Source organism: Bradyrhizobium sp. WSM4874 (assembly GCF_055811835.1).
On record NZ_JBVVPR010000050.1, the window covers coordinates 36,061 to 52,621 of the forward strand.

The 16,561-nt window shown below is 63.3% G+C and carries 11 protein-coding genes and 1 pseudogene; 4 read left to right on the forward strand and 8 right to left on the reverse strand.

The annotated features are described in order from the left end of the window. Nucleotides 1-126 precede the first annotated feature (126 nt). The 4 genes from AC0L3P_RS33660 (at nucleotide 127) to AC0L3P_RS33675 (ending at nucleotide 6,555) form a co-directional block, all read left to right on the forward strand. Nucleotides 127-2,388 carry a marine proteobacterial sortase target protein gene (locus AC0L3P_RS33660; protein ID WP_473308585.1) on the forward strand — a complete coding sequence of 754 codons (2,262 nt, stop codon included), beginning with the start codon at nucleotides 127-129 and terminating at the stop codon, nucleotides 2,386-2,388. A 169-nt stretch (nucleotides 2,389-2,557) separates the two neighbouring features. Beyond that, nucleotides 2,558-3,127, forward strand: a complete 570-nt coding sequence (locus AC0L3P_RS33665; RefSeq protein ID WP_473308586.1) for a class GN sortase — start codon at nucleotides 2,558-2,560, stop codon at nucleotides 3,125-3,127. 220 nt (nucleotides 3,128-3,347) lie between these two features. Continuing rightward, nucleotides 3,348-5,567 carry an acetate--CoA ligase family protein gene (locus AC0L3P_RS33670; protein ID WP_473308587.1) on the forward strand — a complete coding sequence of 740 codons (2,220 nt, stop codon included), beginning with the start codon at nucleotides 3,348-3,350 and terminating at the stop codon, nucleotides 5,565-5,567. 157 nt (nucleotides 5,568-5,724) lie between these two features. Beyond that, on the forward strand, nucleotides 5,725-6,555 hold the full coding sequence (locus AC0L3P_RS33675; protein WP_473308588.1) for an MlaD family protein: 831 nt from the start codon (nucleotides 5,725-5,727) through the stop codon (nucleotides 6,553-6,555). A gap of 4 nt (nucleotides 6,556-6,559) precedes the next feature. On the opposite strand, the pseudogene AC0L3P_RS33680 reads toward AC0L3P_RS33675, so the two are convergent. The 8 genes and pseudogenes from AC0L3P_RS33680 to urtB all read right to left on the reverse strand — a co-directional run bounded on the left by AC0L3P_RS33680 (nucleotide 6,560) and on the right by urtB (nucleotide 16,457). Beyond that, nucleotides 6,560-9,690: pseudogene (locus AC0L3P_RS33680) on the reverse strand (autotransporter outer membrane beta-barrel domain-containing protein). Nucleotides 9,691-9,993: 303 nt separating this feature from the next. Then, nucleotides 9,994-11,034 (reverse strand): aliphatic amidase, encoded by a 1,041-nt coding sequence (locus tag AC0L3P_RS33685; RefSeq protein WP_473308589.1) that lies wholly within the window; start codon nucleotides 11,032-11,034, stop codon nucleotides 9,994-9,996. A 39-nt stretch (nucleotides 11,035-11,073) separates the two neighbouring features. Further along, nucleotides 11,074-11,448 carry an FmdB family zinc ribbon protein gene (locus tag AC0L3P_RS33690; RefSeq protein WP_473308590.1) on the reverse strand — a complete coding sequence of 125 codons (375 nt, stop codon included), beginning with the start codon at nucleotides 11,446-11,448 and terminating at the stop codon, nucleotides 11,074-11,076. Between the two features lie 93 nt (nucleotides 11,449-11,541). Further along, the gene (gene fmdA, locus AC0L3P_RS33695) at nucleotides 11,542-12,771 is read right to left on the reverse strand and encodes a formamidase (RefSeq protein WP_007598072.1); all 1,230 of its coding nucleotides are present in this window, start codon (nucleotides 12,769-12,771) and stop codon (nucleotides 11,542-11,544) included. Nucleotides 12,772-12,798: 27 nt separating this feature from the next. Next, the gene (urtE, locus tag AC0L3P_RS33700; protein WP_007598073.1) at nucleotides 12,799-13,488 is read right to left on the reverse strand and encodes an urea ABC transporter ATP-binding subunit UrtE; all 690 of its coding nucleotides are present in this window, start codon (nucleotides 13,486-13,488) and stop codon (nucleotides 12,799-12,801) included. 11 nt (nucleotides 13,489-13,499) lie between these two features. Further along, nucleotides 13,500-14,255, reverse strand: coding sequence for an urea ABC transporter ATP-binding protein UrtD (gene urtD / locus AC0L3P_RS33705; RefSeq protein WP_275168550.1), 756 nt, complete (start codon nucleotides 14,253-14,255; stop codon nucleotides 13,500-13,502). A gap of 118 nt (nucleotides 14,256-14,373) precedes the next feature. After that, a complete protein-coding gene (gene urtC, locus AC0L3P_RS33710; RefSeq protein WP_275168551.1) occupies nucleotides 14,374-15,513 on the reverse strand; it encodes an urea ABC transporter permease subunit UrtC in 1,140 nt (379 codons plus the stop codon). A 17-nt stretch (nucleotides 15,514-15,530) separates the two neighbouring features. Beyond that, nucleotides 15,531-16,457, reverse strand: coding sequence for an urea ABC transporter permease subunit UrtB (gene urtB, locus AC0L3P_RS33715; RefSeq protein ID WP_211395282.1), 927 nt, complete (start codon nucleotides 16,455-16,457; stop codon nucleotides 15,531-15,533). Between the last annotated feature and the right edge of the window lie 104 nt (nucleotides 16,458-16,561).

Genomic DNA, 16,561 nt, shown 5'->3' on the forward strand with positions numbered 1-16,561 from the left:
ACTTGGCCACCCGGCGGCAGGCCGCGCGGGCCGGCCGCGGCGGATCATTGCCGATCATTCTGCTCGCGAGATCGGGCCGTCCCGGCGGATGCTCAGAGCCAGCAAACATCCTCGGGAGCAGGCCAAATGGATACCTACGACACGACGGACAGCAACGAACACCCTTGGCTGGGCAGACTCATCGTGGTCGGACTGTTCCTTCTGGCGCAGGGCATCGCGGTGATGCTGGTCGCCTTCGTGGCGCTGCTGGTGAGCTTCCAGCCGGGCTGGTCGGCAACGACGGAGCAGGCCAGCCTGCTTCAGCCCGGCGACGCCAAGTCCGGCACCCTGCTTCTGAAGGAGGACGGGGCCTACACGGAAGCGATCCGCCTCGGCATCGACGTCGACATCACGGTCTCGGGCCCGACACTGCGAGCACGAGTCACCCAAATCTTCCGCAACCCGACCAAGGACTGGGTCGAGGCGACCTATGTCTATCCGCTCCCCGCCGGCGGTGGCGTCGATTCGCTGAAGATGGTGGCCGGCGACCGCGTCATCGTCGGCGACATCAAGGAGCGGCAGCAGGCGCGCGTGATCTACGAAGAGGCGCGCCGCGCCGGCCAGAAGGCCGCGCTCACGGAACAGGAGCGGCCGAACATCTTCACCAACTCGGTCGCCAATATCGGCCCCGGCGAAACCGTGCTGGTGCAGATCGAATATCAGGAGCCGGTGCATCAATCCGGCAACGAATATTCGCTGCGCCTGCCGCTGGTGGTCGGGCCTCGCTACAATCCGGCGCCGATCGTCCAGAGCGTCGATTTCCGCAACGATGGCTCCGGCTGGGACGCGACGAACTCGGACCCGGTGCCGGACCGCGATCGTATCTCGCCGCCCGTGCTGGATCCCGCCAGGGATGCGCCGGTCAATCCGACCAGCATCACGGTACGCCTGAACGCCGGCTTTGCGCTCGGCGAGATCAAGAGCCCTCACCATAACGTCAAGGTCGAGAGCCCGGACAAAACGACGCGAATCGTCTCGCTTGCCGACGGTGCCGTGCCTGCCGACCGCGATTTCGAACTGTCCTGGAAGCCGGCCGCCGTGATGGCGCCGTCGGTCGGCTTATTCCGCGAGCGCGTCGGCGACGCCGATTATTTGCTCGCCTTCGTCACCCCGCCCGCCGCCGAGCAGGCGACGCAGAAGCCACGGCCGCGCGAGGTGGTGTTCGTGATCGACAATTCCGGCTCGATGGGCGGCACGTCGATCGTTCAGGCCAAGGCGAGTCTCACCTACGCGCTCTCCCGTCTCCAGCCCACCGACCGTTTCAACGTCATCCGCTTCGACGACACCATGGACGTGCTGTTTCCGGCCTCCGTGGCCGCGGATGCCGAGCGTGTCGGTGAAGCCACCTCGTTCGTCAGCGCGCTGCAGGCGCGTGGCGGCACCGAGATGGTGCCGGCGATGCGGGCCGCGCTGACCGACAAGCTTGGCGACGCCGGCATGGTTCGTCAGGTCGTGTTCCTGACCGATGGTGCAATCGGCAACGAGCAGCAATTGTTCGAAACGATCACGGCGATGCGCGGCCGCTCGCGCGTGTTCATGGTCGGCATCGGGTCGGCGCCCAACACCTACCTGATGACCCGCGCCGCCGAGCTCGGCCGCGGTGCCTTCACCCATATCGGCTCCGTCGAGCAGGTCGAGGAGCGCATGCGCGGCCTGTTTGCCAAGCTCGAGAACCCGGCCGTGACGGGCCTGAGCGCAAAGTTCTCCGAAGCCAAGGCCGACGTCACACCGACGATCATTCCCGACGTCTATCGCGACGAGCCGCTGGTGCTGGCGGCAAAGCTCGACACGCTCGCGGGCTCGGTCGAGATCAAAGGCCGCGTCGGCGACCGCCCATGGTCGGTGACGCTGCCGCTGCAAAATGCGGCCGAAGGCAAAGGCCTGTCGAAGCTTTGGGCCAAGCGCAAGATCGACGATGCGGAAGTGGCGCGCACCCTGCGCGAGATGACGTCCGAAGACTCCGACAAGGCGATCCTGGCACTGGCGCTCGACCATCAGATCGTTACGCGGCTCACCAGCCTCGTCGCGGTCGACAAGACGCCGAGCCGTCCCGAAGGCGAGCCGCTCAAGCTCGGCGAATTGCCGATCAACCTGCCGGCCGGTTGGGATTTCGCGAAGGTCTTTGGCGAACGACAGCAGGCTCCGGCGCAGCTCCGCGAGCGTCACGCCGATGCGCGCAACCAGCCGGCCACGAGGCGGCCGACGCCTGCTGCACCGGATGCGATCCGCCTGCCCAAGACCGCGACCTCGGCCGAGCTGAAAATGACCGCAGGCCTGATCCTGGTCGTGCTCGCCCTAATCCTGTTCGTGTTCAACCGGCGTCAGTCCTTGCTCGCTGACGCCGCTTGAGAGAGGAGCCCCCCGAACTCCTCTGTTAGCGCGCGCGGCTGCCCGTCCCACACCAACGGCCGCGCGCGCCTTTTTGATGTCATTGCGAGCGCAGCGAAGCAATCCAGGCTGCCTCCGCGGAAAGATTCTGGATTGCTTCGCTTCGCTCGCAATGACGAGTGTGGAAACAATGCCCCGCTTCATCTCTCCCCTGGTTCTCGCCCTGATCGGCATCATCCTGTTCGGCGACGGCGCCTACATCCATGCCAAAGCGTGGCTCGCGCAGGTGCTGCTGGAGCGCGCGTTCGACCGGAGCGTTGCGACCGGCGAGGTCGTCAGGCCATGGTCATGGGCCGACACCTGGCCGGTCGCGCGGATCGAGGTCAGGCGGATCGGCGCCAGCGCGATCGTGCTGGAAGGCACGAGCGGCCAGGCGCTCGCTTTTGGGCCCGGCCATCTCCGCCAAACGGCTGACGCGGGCGAGCGGGGTGTTGCCGTATATGCAGCGCATCGCGACACTCATTTCCGCTTCCTGCGGAATGTCGCCATTGGTGACGTAATCGATGTCACACGCAGTGACGGCAAGCACTTTCGTTTTCGCGCGGATTCCTCCGCTGTCGTTCGTTTCGATGCATCAGGTCTCGGTCACGCAACTCAGGGCTTTGAGCTCGTGCTCGCGACCTGCTGGCCATTCGATGCCATCGCGTCCGGCCCCGAGCGCTACATCCTTCATGCCACCCTGATCGGAGCCGATGAATAGCGGTTAGCACTCGATCCGTCCCCTCTTGAATCCGTCCCCGACCTGTCCGCGTATCGACGTCGTCTACGGCCATCGCGTCTTCATCGATCGCCGATCACCAGAGCTTGATGCGCGCTCATTCCATCGCACGGCATACCCGCCCAACTGGTTGCCAGTCCGAAGAACTCGCCATAGAACAGAGTGACGCACCGCCAACAAGAACAACAGGTGAGGTCACACCATGGAAGCTCGCGTATCTGCCGCCTCCGGTTCATCGCGCCCATGGTCTCCGCCGCCCGATGCCAGCGACATCGTCAAGGGCATCCACGCCATGCTGCATCCGCGCAACATCGTGCTGGTGGGCGCGACCGACAAGCCCGGCAACTATGCCGAGCGCATCTGGAACAATTTGGTCAAATACGGCTACGAGGGCGGGCTCTATCCGGTCAACGCCAAGCGCGACGCCATCTGGGGTGTCCCCTGCTACAAGGACTTTGCAAGCCTGCCGGAAAAGCCGGACCACGTACTGGTGCTGGTGCCGGCGCGCTTTGCCGTGCAGGTGATCCGCGATGCCGCCGCGGCCGGCGCGCGCTCGGCCACCATCGTCACCTCGGGCTTCAGCGAGTTGCAGGACGAGGAGAGCCAGAAGCTCGCCGCCGAACTGCAAGCGGCCGTGCGCGAGACGGGATTGGCGGTCACCGGCCCGAACTGCCTCGGCAATTTGAGCGCCGGCGAAAAGCTCTTCACCAATATCGACGACCGTATCGTCACCATGGAACAGGGCGCGGTGGCGATTGCCGGGCAGTCCGGCGCCATCGTCATGGCGATCCGCCAGGCACTGGAAGATCGCGGCGTCGGGGTCGGCTACATGGTGACGACCGGCAACGAGGCCGGGCTCGAGACGCCGGACCTGATGCGCTATTTCGCCGAGGATCCGAGCATTAAGGTGATCGTGGTCTACCTCGAAGGCGTCCGCAACACCAAGGCATTCCGGGACGCCTGCAAGGCGGCGCGCGCCGCGAGCAAGCCGGTGATCGCGCTCAAGCTCGGGGCATCCGAGGGCGGCCGCGCGGCGGCGATGGCACACACCGGCGCGCTTGCGGGCTCGATCGAGACATTCGACGCCATTGCAACACGCGAAGGGGTCATCAGGGTCGGTGGGCTCGACGAACTGATCGAGACCACCGAATGCTTCGTCCACGCCGCTGTGCCCAGGGGCGACCGGCTCGCTGCGGTGACGCTATCCGGCGGCAAGCGCGGCATGCTGATCGACGCCTTCGATGCAGAAGGCCTGAATTTTGCACCACTCAGCTCGCATGTCGGCTCGGAGCTGGCAAAGATGCTCGGGCCGGGCTCGATCGTCGGCAATCCGCTCGACGCTGGCTTTGCCGCTGTGGTCGATCCCTCCGTCTACATGAAATCGATCGGGCTGATGATCGACGACCCCGATATCGATATCGTCATCATCGATGCCGAGCTGCCGAAGGCGCCGCACGAGCTGCGCGAGCGCAATCTGCGCATCGTCGACGAGATGGCGAGCCGGGCCGGCAAGCCGGTGATCTATATCAGCGCGATGTCGATCGGCTTTACTGAATTCACCAAGACCTTGCGCAAATCGCTGCCGCATCTCGCCGTCTTGCAAGGCATGGATCGCGCGGTAAATGCGATCAAGTCGCTGCTCGACTACGCCAAGCTGCGCAAGGAAGTGCCTGATATCGTCTCGAGCTCGAAGCCTGCCGCCCGCGCGGTGCTGGAGAAGGCGCTGAAATCGGCAACCGGCGCCGCGCTCGATGAGGTCGCCTCGAAGAAGCTCCTGAAGGCCTATGGCATCCCGATCTCGAAGGAGGCAATCGCACAGACAGCAGCCGAGGCCGTGAAGATCGCCAAGCAGATCGGCTTCCCGGTCGTGGCAAAAGTCGTCAGCGCCGAGATCCTGCACAAATCAGACATCGGCGGCGTGGTGCTAAATCTCAACAACCCAGCCGAGGTGAAGAAGGCATTCGTCGACATCACCGCGCGGGTGAACAAGCTGAAGGGCAAGCCGAAGCTCGACGGCATCCTGATCGCGCAACAGGTCAAGGCCGATCTGGAACTCGTGGTCGGCGCCTCTCTCGATGCCGAGATGGGTCCGGTCGTGCTGTTCGGCACCGGCGGCATCGACATCGAGCTGATGAAGGACGTCGCGCTCGCCGGTGCGCCGCTGGACGAGGCTGAGGCCCGGCTTCTGATCGGCCGGACCAAGGCCGGTATCAAGATGCGCGGCTATCGCGGCAAGCCGGCCTTGCACGAGGCCTCCGCGGTGAAGGCGCTGGTCGGCCTGTCCAACCTGATCGCGGACGCCGGCGACCGGATCGCCTCGATTGACGTCAATCCGTTCCTGATCAATGCCAAAACAGGCGTCGCCGTCGATGCCCTGATCGTGCTGAACAATGCTGCGGCCAAACGCGCCGCCGGGCATTGATGTCGCGTAGGGCGGATTAGCGCAGTGTAATCCGCTAATCCTTGCGACAAACGCGAGAGGAAGTGGCGGGTTACGCTTCCCTAACCCGCCCATCCTATTATTGCGGCCACAGCATCATCCTTCCAACTTCCCCGCTTTGGCCGTAAAATCATCCCGCATGGCACGCGCGAGCAATCTGGTGATCGGAACGGCGACGCTGGCGGTGATCGCCGTGGCGTTCGGCGGCGTGCTCGGCGTGCAGAAATGGCGCACCCTCCAGAGCCGCAGCCCGTTGCGCGTTGTATTCGAGGGCGGCTCCGCCAGCGGATTGCGCCGCGGCGGACCGGTCAATTTCGACGGCGTCCCCGCGGGCCAGATCCTGTCGATCAAGCTGGACAATCCCCGCAAGGTCGTGGCCCTGGTGATGCTGGACAATACCGCGCCGATCCGCAAGGACACCGTGGCGGGCATCGAGTTCCAGGGTCTCACCGGCGTCGCCGCGGTGTCACTGATCGGCGGCGCGCCCTCCGCGCCGCCGGTGCCGCTGGACTCGGACGGCGTCCCCGTGCTGACCGCCGATCTCAGCGACGCCGAATCGATCGTCGACACCCTGCATAGTGTCGATCGCACCATCGTCACCAACGCCCCGGCGATCAAGGAGGGCCTGCGCACGTTCGAGAACTACACCGCCGATCTCCGGAGCAAGGGCGGCGAAATCGATTCCGTCATGGCCAAGGTCGACAGCGCCTTCGCCGGCTTCGACAAGGCGGTCACAAAGATCGAAGGCGTCGTGCCCGGCTTTGCCGACGGCAAAGCGGATGAGCTGTTCGAAAAGATCCAGGGATTGCACGAGCTCGCCGACACCATGAGGAAGAAATCGGCAAACTTCCTCGAGGACATCCGTCGCTCGCTGCTCGACGTCAGCGAGGCCGCCAACAAGATGAGCAGGACACCCACACCGGTCGCCGCTCCGCGCCCGCCGCGCAAGCCGGCGCAGCAGAAGCGGTAGACCGTCACCACGCGTAGCGGACGACGCCCTTGCCGGCGTAAGAGCGGGTGACGTTCGAGAACTCCCCCTCGAAAGTCGCCGACGCAGACCAGCCGTTCATCCAGCTCATCTGCACCGCCGCCGTGGTCAGTGCGGAATCGTGCGCCTGGGCGGCGCCGTTCACCACGAACGCCGATCCCGGCAACGTCTGGAAGACCGCACCGACGGCGCGATCCGGATTGTAGTCATGTGCCCAGGCGACGCGGCCGCGCAGGGTCATCAGGCCGCCGGCTGCGGCAAATGACTTGTCCGCGCGCAGGCCGAGCTCGGTGCGGGTGCTGGTCACGTCCTTGGCGGCATAATTCAGCGCGAAGATGTTGCTGCCGACCACAGCGAACTCCGAATAGCTCGGAAGGCTGAACACGGTGGCCTGGAGCGCCGCATAGGGCGTGAGGCCGATCCACTGCGAGGCATAGCGATAGCCGCCCTCGATTCGGCCCGAGAGCGCGTTGGCGTTGAACTGCGCACGCAACTGATCGACGCCGGCGGCGGTGACGATGCGGTTGGTCGTGACGTCCTGCCAACCATAGGCCAGCGCGGCCGTTATGTAGGCCGGTCCCGCCGTATGACGCACGAAGGCGCCGGCCTGGAACAGGTCGGAGCGGCCCCAACCGAGTCCGTTGACGTTGAAGCCGGTTGCCCCGCCCGCAAGCGCAAAGCCGGCGATCGTGGACGGCGAGAAGCGGTAGTCGAGGCCGACGGCGGTGCCGTAGACGCTGCTGCTGGTGTTGTTTGAGCCGAGGCCGGCATTGCCGTCGGTGGTCTGCGAGCCACCATAGCCGGCCGCCCACACGTCCCAGCGTTGTTCGAAACTCGCTGGCGGCGTCTTGCGATGGATCGAGGCAAGAGCGTCGCGTGCGTTCCTGTCGCGTGCGCCCTTGCTGATCGCGGCATATGCGTTCGCGCTCGTCTCGTCGGCGAAGGGCGTCGCACCCGGCGTCCCGCCACGCTCCGAGCCAAATACATCGATGAGCAGGCCGAGGAACAGGTTCATCGCGTTGAAAGTCGTCTGCTGCGTACCGGTCGCCGACTCGCCCGAGGCCTGTGTCAGCCCCGCCGGCGAGAGATTCGCGAGAGCCACGGGAAGGCTGCCGGTCCGGTTGAAGACGCTCGTCAGGGCGTTGGCGACGTTCTGCTGATTGACGTTGAGACCTGGACCGTAGCCTAGCGAGAGATCCAGAAAGACGTTGTTGGGATCGTAGCTCAGGCTGGCCTTCAGGTTCGAAGACAGACCCGCGACGGCCGGATTGAATTTGTCGGGAAGCGTCGCCGAAGTCAGGATCGTGTAGTGTTTCGCGATCGAGCCGGTCGGGACGACTGTAACCGTGGCCCCATTGAGCGTGGAGGTCCCGGTGACCACAGCGATGCCGTTGCTCGTACCTGAGACCTGCACCATGTACGCCGACGCCGTCGTGAAGGTGAGATCGCCGTTCACGTTGAGCGTTCCGGTCGGGTTGCCCGGCGACAGCATGCCACCATTGACGTTGATCGTGTTGACACTGCCGACGCCGCCGAATGTGCCACCGGTCGCGATGCTTACATTGCCGTTGATGGTGCCGACCAGCGTGAGCGTGCCGCCCAGCACATTCCAGTCCTGATTACCCGTGCCGGTCACGGTCCAGTTCGAATTGTCGACCTTGTTGAAGGTCGAGAAGCCGTCATACTGAAGAAGGGGACCGATCAGGTCGAGGTTGAACGTATCTTTGCCGGTGCCGCCGAGCTGGAAGGTGTCGGCGCCGGTCCCTAGCACCAGGCCGTTGATGATGCTGCCGGGTCCGAGCGTCAGTGTGTTGGGGCCGCAGACACAAAACTCGATTGCAGCAATTCCGGCCGCAGCGTTGATGGTCCCCGAGTTGAAGACGTTGGCCCCGCCGTTCGCGCTGATGCCGACACCGCCAGCACCGACGGTAATGGTTCCGGTATTGACGATCTGGTTTGTCGTTGTGAACGAGCTCACGTCGATGCCTAAGCCGGAATCGCCGACGGTGATCGTACCGCTGTTGATGATGGTGTTGGAATCACCGAGAGCTACGATGCCCTCGGCGAAATCGGCCCCTGTGATCCGTCCATTGTTGCTGATCGTGGAGGACAGGCCCGTAAACGCGATGCCCGCACCGCCCAGACCGACGCTGACCGTCCCGTTTTGGTTGATCGCGGTCCGATTGCCTTGCACCGCAATGCCGGCGGATGCGCCGTCGCCCGACTTGATCGAACCACTATTGGTCACCTTGGCGTCATCACCGAACAAGGCGATGCCAACGCCAAAGTCGCTGGCCGTGATGGCGCCGAAATTGCTGACGGTCTGAAAATTACCCTGCATAAAGATGCCGGCGGCACTCTGCCCGACGGAAATCGTGCCGGTGGCAGCGTTGGTGACCGTGTTGTTATCCATAATCGCAACGATGCCGCCGGAGAAGCCCGAGGAATCGCCGACCTTGATCGCGCCTGCATTGGTCACGGTCGTGCCACCGAACGAAGCGTAAATCCCGATTGAATCATCGAGGCCGGTGATCGTGCCCGTGTGGCGTTGGTGATCGTGTTGCTCTGGACCGCGAAGATGGCCGCGCCCGATGTGCCGATGGACAGCGCACCGCTGTTGCTAATGCTATTGTTGTTTCCTACCGAGATCGCGCTGCCGTGGTCGCCTGTGGTGACGGTCCCGGCATTGATAATGATGTTGTGATCGAGCGCGGAGATACCGAGGCCGTTATCAAGCACCGTGATGGCGCCGTTGTTGGTCACGGTGTTCGAATTGCCGCCATTTATGCCGGTGAGGCCCGAGCCCGCCGACACCGTGCCGTTGTTGGTGATGACGTTGATGTCATTGACGTTGATCGCCGCCGTGCCGTTATCGTTGACGCTAGCACCAGTCAGCACATTGACGGTTAGATTGGTGACGCCGCCGCCTGCCGCAAAGCCGTCGGCATCGGTGCCGCTACAGGTGACGGTCTGCCCGCTTGCCGCCGGGTCGGGCGCGCAGTCCGCCTGCGCAGGTATCGCCGATAGGCCGAGGCTGAGAACGACCGCCACGACAGACGAAGCGACCGCGGCAAGGCGCAGCCCAATTCGACCAGCCGTCGGCGGCCCAAATTCCACTTTGATGCCCTCAGTCCAGCGCTCCCCAGCGGCGCCGCCGGCAAACTAGGCCGCCGGGCCACTCCGTGGAACTACGGAATCGGCGGAATCGCTGGGGGGCAGCAAAACCGGACTGATTCCGCTGACCATGTTGCACCAGAGGCACGCTTTTCCGGCGCAGCCTGGTCGATCCACGACGTGTGCGTGTGCGGCTCGGTCGCAGTATTGACCGTCGTTCACATCAATGATTGATCATCTGGGGCGGCGCCGCGTCCCAACGGGAGCGAGCGGCACGCCTTCACACACACTGGTTTGGGCCACGGCTCAGTAATTGGTGGGCGCCGCTTCATTCGGGATGCCGTCGATCGGGCATTCGGCGGTCCCAGGCGTCGCGCGCGTCATCGCCTCGACCATGTCCCGCGTGCCTTCGGGATCGGCAATCCAGTTCTTGTAGAAATCATAGGGGCAGGCGGCGACGCCGCGCGGGCTCTCGCCGGAATTGATCATACCCGTGTAACCGCGATGGACCAGCTTGTAGAGATGGTTCTGTGACTGACCGTTGCGGCGTGCATCGCGGATCAGATGCTTCGACAGCTGGGCATATTGGATGCCGTAGTCCTCCTCGCCACATTCACCGAGGGTGCGGCCGTCGAAGCCGATGATCGCGGAGTGACCGAAATAGGAGTAGACGCCGTCGAAGCCGGCGGCGTTGGCGACCGCGACATAGACGTTGTTGGCCCACGCCATCGCCTTGGAGATCATGACCTGCTGCTCCTTGGCCGGATACATGTAGCCCTGGCAGCGCACGATCAGTTCGGCCCCCTTCATGGCGCAGTCTCGCCAGATCTCCGGGAAGTTGCCGTCGTCGCAGATGATCAGGCTGACCTTCATTCCCTTCGGGCCGTCGGAGACATAGGTGCAGTTGCCGGGATACCAACCCTCGATCGGCACCCACGGCATGATCTTGCGGTACTTCTGCACGATCTCACCCTTGTCGTTCATCAGGATCAGGGTGTTGTAGGGCGCCTTGTTCGGATGCTCCTCGTGGCGCTCGCCGGTCAGCGAGAACACGCCCCACACCTTGGCCTTGCGGCAGGCCTCCGCAAAAAACGCGGTCTCTTCACCGGGCACCGCGCAAGCGGTCTCATACATCTCCTTGGAATCGTACATGATGCCCTGGGTGGAGTATTCCGGAAAAATCACCAGATCCATGCCGGGAAGGCCAGTCTTCATGCCCACCACCATGTCGGCGATCTTGCGGGCGTTATCGAGCACTTCGGCCTTGGTGTGCAGGCGGGGCATCTTGTAGTTGACCACTGCGACGCCGACGGTGTCGTTGCTGCTGGAGATGTCACCGTGAAGCATTGAATTGCTCCTTTACTCTGTTTGAGATTGCCGCGTGAATCAGTGACTGATCATCCAGGGCCGCGCGGTGGGGAAGCCCTTGGCGCCGCTCCTGGTCTTGGTCACCAGCCGCGCCGGCTTCTTCTTGTCCGACGCGTTCTTCGATGACTTCTTGCCCGTGGAGCAGCAGCCGCAACCGGGACCGTGCGCGGCTTTGTATTGCGCCAGTGTCTGCGGCGCATGCGTGCTGCGCTCGTTGACCGCGTGAGCTTTGCGCGTCTCCGACGGCATGCAGAAGAAATTCGGCGCGGTCAGAATGACCCGCGGGGCCATGATTTCGCAACTTGGACAGACCTGCGGATCGTCGCATTCGGCCATCGGGCGCATATCCTTGAACGGACCGCAATCGTCACAGAGATATTCATAGACCGGCATCGCATCATCCCTACGCTGTTGCCTGTAAGAGAAACCATTCCGCGGCGGATACGGGGCGGCAGATACGCCGTCCCGCATCCCGTCGCGCAGGGATTACTTGTCCGGCGAGATTGGCATCTGGATATCGCCCTTGATGTGCTTGATCGGACCTGCCGAGGACGGCATCACGTCGAAGTCGAAGATCTCCGTCGGCAGCCATAGCGTGGCGCAGGCGTTGGGCACGTCGACGACGCCTGAGATGTGACCCTGAACCGGTGCGGTGCCAAGGATCGAATAGGCCTGGGCGCCGGAGTAGCCGAACTTCTTCAGATATTCGATCGCATTCAGGCAAGCCTGGCGATAGGCAATGGTGACGTCGAGATAGTGCTGCTTGCCGGCTTCGTCGACCGAGATGCCTTCGAAGATCAGATAGTCCTTGTAGTTCGGCGTGATCGGCGACGGCTTGAAGATCGGATTCTTGACACCGTACTTCGCCATGCCGTCCTTGATAACTTCGACCTTCAGATGCAGCCAGCCGGCCATCTCGATCGCGCCGCAGAAGGTGATCTCGCCATCGCCCTGGCTGAAGTGGAGATCGCCCATCGAGAGACCGGCACCGGGCACGTAGACCGGGAAGTAGATCTTCGAGCCGCGAGAAAGATCCTTGATGTCGCAATTGCCGCCATGCTCCCGCGGCGGCACCGTGCGCGCGCCCTCAGCACCGATCTTGTCCTTGACCTCGCCCTTGGCGCGGCCGCCATGAGCGGTCGGCGCGAACGGCGGATTGGCAAGGCCGGGCACCCGGGTCGGATTGGTCGCGATCAGCTCGGCCTCGCGCTTGTTCCAGGTGTCCAGCATCTTCGGATCGGGCAGACAGCCGATCAGGCCGGGATGGATCAGGCCGGCGAAGTTGACGCCCGGAATATGCCGCGACGAGGTGTAGAGGCCCTTGATGTCCCAGATCGACTTCTGCGCCAGCGGGAAATGATCGGTGAGGAAGCCGCCGCCGTTCTGCTTGGAGAAGAAGCCGTTGAAGCCCCACATGCTCTCCTTCATCGGACCGACGTCGAGCAGGTCGACGACGAGGAGGTCGCCGGGCTCGGCGCCCTTGACCCCGATCGGGCCGGAGAGGAAGTGCACGATCGACAGATCGATGTCGCGGACGTCGTCGGCGGAATCGTTGTTCTTGATGAAACCGCCGGTCCAGTCATAAGTCTCGATGATGAAATCGTCGCCAGGATTGACCCAGGCCACGATCGGAATGTCGGGGTGCCAGCGGTTATGCACCATGTCATTTTCATAGGCCGACTTGGTGAGATCGACCTTGATCAGTGTCTCTGGCATCGAGATGCTCCCCTTTTACACGGTTGGTTAGACGGACAGATATTTCGAGACCTGCGCGGCGTCGACGGCGTCGCGCGGATCGTCGCGGACGATCTCGCCGTTCTCGATCACCAGCACACGGTCGGCGATATCGAGCGCGAAGCTCAGGACCTGCTCGGACACGACGATCGAAAGCCCCTTCTCGTCGCGGATGCGCTTGAGCGTGCGCGCCATCTCCTTGATGATCGACGGCTGGATGCCTTCGGTCGGCTCGTCCAGCAGCAGCACTTTTGGTTTTGTTGCCAGCGCGCGAGCGATCGCGAGTTGTTGCTGCTGACCGCCGGAGAGATTGCCGCCGCGGCGGTCCTTCATCTCCAGCAGCACCGGAAACAGTTCGTAGATGTCACCGGGCACCTCGGTTCCGCCGGAGACCACGAGGCCGGTCTCGATGTTCTCCTTCACCGTCATGGTGGAGAAGATCATGCGGCCTTGCGGCACATAGGCGAGGCCCTTGGCAACGCGCGCGTAGCTCGGCAAGGCACCGAGCTCGGCGCCGTCCATGGTCACCGAGCCGCTCTTGGCCGGCAGGATGCCCATCAGCGATTTCATCAGCGTGGTCTTGCCCATGCCGTTGCGGCCCATGATCGCCACGATCTCGTTGGGCGCGACCTTGACGTTGAGCCCATGCAGCACCTCGCTCTGGCCATAGGCGACGTGAAGATCGGAAATTGCCAGCATCAGCGTGCTCCTCAATGACCCAAGTAAACTTCAATGACCTTGGGGTCGTTCTTCACCTTCTCCATGGTCCCTTCCGAGAGGATCTGGCCCTGGTGAAGCACGGTCACCTTGTGCGCGATGTCCTCGACGAACTTCATGTCGTGCTCGATCACCAGCACCGAGCGGTTCTTGATGATGCGGTTGAGCAGCTCGGCCGTCTTGGCACGCTCGGAGACGCTCATGCCGGCGACGGGCTCGTCGAGCATCAAGAGGTCGGGGTCCTGGATCAGCAGCATGCCGATCTCGAGCCATTGCTTCTGGCCGTGGCTGAGCTCGGAGGCATAAGTGTTGAGCTTGTCCTTGAGGAAGATCATCTCGGCGACCTCCTCGACGCGTGACTTCACCGGCTGGTCACGCTGGAAAGTGAGTGAGCCGAATACGGTGCGGCCGCGCGGAAACGAGATCTCGAGATTCTCGAACACGGTGAGGTCTTCGAACACCGACGGCGTCTGGAACTTGCGGCCGACGCCGGCCTTGACGATCTCGTTCTCCTTCAGCTTCGTCAGCTCGGTACCGCGAAACTGGATCGAGCCTTCGGTCGCCTTGGTCTTGCCGCAGATCAGGTCGAGCACCGTGGTCTTGCCGGCCCCATTGGGGCCGATGATGACGCGGATCTCGTTCTCCTCGATGTAAAACGAGAGATCGTTGACTGCCTTGAAGCCGTCGAAGGAAACCGTCAGCCCGGAGACCGCGAGCAGGAATTCCTTGGGCTGATGACCGACGAGCATGATCTATCTCCTCACTGCCAGCGTGGCATCGGCATCGTGATGACCGACGAGCATGATCTATCTCCTCACTGCCAGCGTGGCATCGGCATCGTGATGACCGACGAGCATGATGGTCTCCTCACTCTGCGGGTGCGCCGTCGGCAACCGAATTGTCGCTCCAGCCCGGCTTCTTGCGCGAGGCGAACAGGCGATCGATGCGCGGCTGCACATAGTCGGCCCAGAGCCCCGACAGGCCGTTCGGGAAAGCAAGCACGACCGCGATGAACAGCGCGCCGAGACCGAACAGCCAGAGTTGCGGGAAGGACTCCGAAAGGCTGGTCTTGGCGAAGTTCACCAGAATGGCCCCCCATATCGCGCCAAAGATCGACATCCGTCCGCCGACCGCGGTGTAGATCACCATCTCGATCGACGGCACGATGCCGACAAAGGACGGCGACATGAAACCGACATTGAGCGCGAACATGGCCCCGCCGATCGCGGCGAAAACCGCGGCCATACAGAACGCAAAGATCTTGAAATTGGCGACGCTGTAGCCGGAGAAGCGGACGCGATCCTCCTGTTCGCGCATCGCCACCAGGATGCGGCCGAGCTTGGTCAGGCGAATGAACTGCGCGATACCGATGCAGGCGAACAGCAGCACCACCTCGACGAAGTACAGGATGACCTTGGCGTGGTCGGGCCGGATGTCCCAACCCTTGAGGGTGCGCAGGTCGGTCATGCCGTTGATGCCACCGGTGTAGCCCTGCTGACCGACGATCAGGATGGTCAGGATGGCCGCGACGGCCTGGGTGATGATCGCGAAATAGGTGCCGCCGACGCGGCGCTTGAACATCGCGGTGCCGATGATCAGCGCGAAGATGCCGGGAACCAGGATGATGGCGAGGATGGTGAAGGTGAGACTATGAAACGGCTGCCAGAACAGCGGCAGTGACGTGATCTGATTCCAGTCCATGAAATCCGGGATGCCCGGCGTCGACTGGATTTTCGTGTTCTCGACGCTGGAGGCTTCCAGCTTGAGGAACATCGCCATGCAATAGCCGCCGAGGCCGAAAAACACGCCCTGCCCCAGACTGAGAATGCCGCCGTAGCCCCAGCACAGCACCAGACCGAGCGCGACGAAGGCGTAGGTCAGATACTTCGCGACCAAGTTTAGACGGAACACATCCAGTGAGAGCGGCAGGATCACGAACAGCACGGCGGCCAGCACGAGGAAGCCCATGAGCTCGGATCGATTGAAGAAGCGTGAGTTGATGACCATGACTTGCCTGCTTCTTGTTATTTGCGGACCTTGAGGGCGAAGAGACCCTGCGGCCGCAGCATCAGGATTCCGACAACGGCAAGCAGCGTCAGCACCTTGGCCATCGAGCCCGACAGGAAAAACTCGAGAGTGGATTGGGTCTGCGAGATCGAGAAGGCCGATGCGATGGTGCCGAGCAGGCTTGCCGCGCCGCCGAACACGACCACCAGGAACGTATCGACGATGTAGAGCTGTCCGGAGGTCGGCCCGGTCGAGCCGATCATGGTGAAGGCGCTGCCGGCGACACCGGCAATGCCGCAGCCGAGGCCGAACGTGTAGCGATCCACCTTTTCGGTGTTGATACCGACGGCACCGGCCATGATGCGGTTCTGCACGACGGCGCGCACCTGGCGACCCCAGCGCGATTTGTACATCACGTAGGCGACGCCGACGGTGATCAAGACGGTGAGGCACATCACGAAGACGCCGTTGATCGGCACTTCGATGCTGTCGGTCACGTGCAGCGAGCCAAGCATCCATTGCGGCAGCTCGACGCCGACCTCGCGCGCGCCGAACACGGAGCGATAGGCCTGTTGCAGCATCAGGCTGAGGCCCCAGGTCGCAAGCAGCGTGTCGAGCGGGCGCTTGTAGAGATGCCGTATCAGCACCCATTCCACCAGCATCCCCAGCGCACCGGACGCGACAAAGGCCAGGATCATCGCGAGGAAGAAGTAGCCGCTGAACAAGCTCGGCAAATAGGATTGGAAGAAATTCGAGGTCATCCAGGTGACGTAGGCCCCAAGGATCATGAACTCGCCATGCGCCATGTTGATAACGCCCATCTGGCCAAAGATGATCGCAAGACCGAGCGCCATCAGGACGTAGACGGAGAACAGGATCAGTCCTGCAAAGCCCTGCATGACGAAGATGGAGCCAAGGTCACCAAGCGAGTAGTCGCCGAACATCGATGTCCTCCATCGGGGGATAGGGTCCCGGGGGGGGGGGGGGGGGGGGGGGGGGGGGGGGGGGGGGGGGGGGGGGGGGGGGGGGGGGGGGGGGGGGGGGGGGG